The sequence below is a fragment of the Okeania sp. SIO2B9 genome, assembly GCF_010672505.1.
Lineage (GTDB): Bacteria > Cyanobacteriota > Cyanobacteriia > Cyanobacteriales > Microcoleaceae > Okeania > Okeania hirsuta.
Genome location: NZ_JAAHGK010001627.1, coordinates 1 through 1,398, shown reverse-complemented (window position 1 = coordinate 1,398; position 1,398 = coordinate 1). Strand labels below are relative to the sequence as shown.

Below are 1,398 nucleotides of genomic sequence, written 5' to 3'. Positions count from 1 at the left end.
TTGCCCATAATAGCCTTTGCATTGTGGGCAAGTACTAGCACCAAAAATCCCACCTACAGTGATGTGATGTATGTGGATGAATTAATTGGGCCTGATACAGTAAATACTTTGCCTCCCCAAACCATAGATGCTTGTGCTGATCACTGTCATGTTGATAACCGAGTAGAGACTAATATAGAAGAAGCGATGCAGCTAATAGAAAGTCTTAAAGACCCCGATATTAATATCAATATCGACCAAGTTATGGACGAACTGCTAGCAGAAGGGATCGACAAATTTATCAAACCCTTTAGTTCCCTAATTAACTCCCTAGAAGAAAAAGTCAAAAAATTAGCACCTGTCTCAAGTTAGAAAAATCTTATAGCAGGGAACAGAGAACAGGGAACAGGGAACAGTGGGAAAAGCATACGGTTCATCATCAATCTATATTCCTAATTCCTAAGCAACTCGTTCCTTGCTATATGTCATCAGTCATTTTCATGTCGGCGACAGCCGAAACTTAAAAAAAAACGGTTTGACTGATGACCAAAAATTAAAATTAATGTAGCTAAAGACGCTGAATTATTTAATTATTTAGTATAAAACAATCAACATAGCTAATTGTAGTGAAATAATAAAATAGCACACCTCGGCAAAAACAAACAAGCTTCTATAAGTAAATAAATTAGAAGGAGTCAACATAGATGGTAGCATTATTAGAAAATCCCTTGCGGGTTGGGTTACAACAAGACCGAGTCCCAGAACCCCAGATTTTAATTATCTTCGGTGCTTCAGGGGACTTAACTCAAAGGAAACTCGTTCCAGCACTCTATCAAATGAAGCTAGAGCGGAGACTCCCCCCCGAACTAACAATAGTCGGAGTAGCACGCAGAGAATGGAGCCATGATTACTTCCGCGAACAAATGCGGACTGGCGTAGAAGAATTTGGTGGTGGATTACAATCTGAAGAACTCTGGAATGACTTTGCCAAAGGGATTTTTTACTCTCCCGGTAATATCGACAAACCAGAAGATTACCAAAAACTAAAAGAATTTTTGAGCCAACTTGACGAAGAAAGAGGTACGCGAGGTAATCGCGTATTTTACTTATCTGTAGCACCACGCTTTTTTGGAGAAGCTGCTCAACAGTTAGGCGCAGCAGGAATGTTAGAAGACCCCAAAAAACATAGATTAGTAATTGAAAAACCCTTTGGTAGAGACCTCAGTTCAGCCCAGGTACTCAATAAAATCGTTCGCCAAGTTTGCCCAGAAGAGCAAATATATCGCATCGACCACTATCTAGGAAAAGAAACAGTTCAAAACTTAATGGTATTTCGATTTGCCAATGCCATTTTTGAACCCCTATGGAATCGTCAATTTGTCGATAACGTTCAAATCACTGTTTCTGCAACAGTGATTA

The 1,398-nt window shown here is 39.3% G+C and carries 2 protein-coding genes; both read left to right on the top strand.

Going from position 1 to position 1,398, the window contains the following annotated elements:
* Positions 1–351, top strand: a 351-nt coding sequence (locus tag F6K13_RS33210) for a transaldolase family protein (protein ID WP_287289940.1), incomplete at its 5' end; no start/stop codon positions are given.
* 332 nt (positions 352–683) lie between these two features.
* The coding region (locus F6K13_RS33205; RefSeq protein WP_287289938.1) for a glucose-6-phosphate dehydrogenase at positions 684–1,398 on the top strand (715 nt) is incomplete at its 3' end.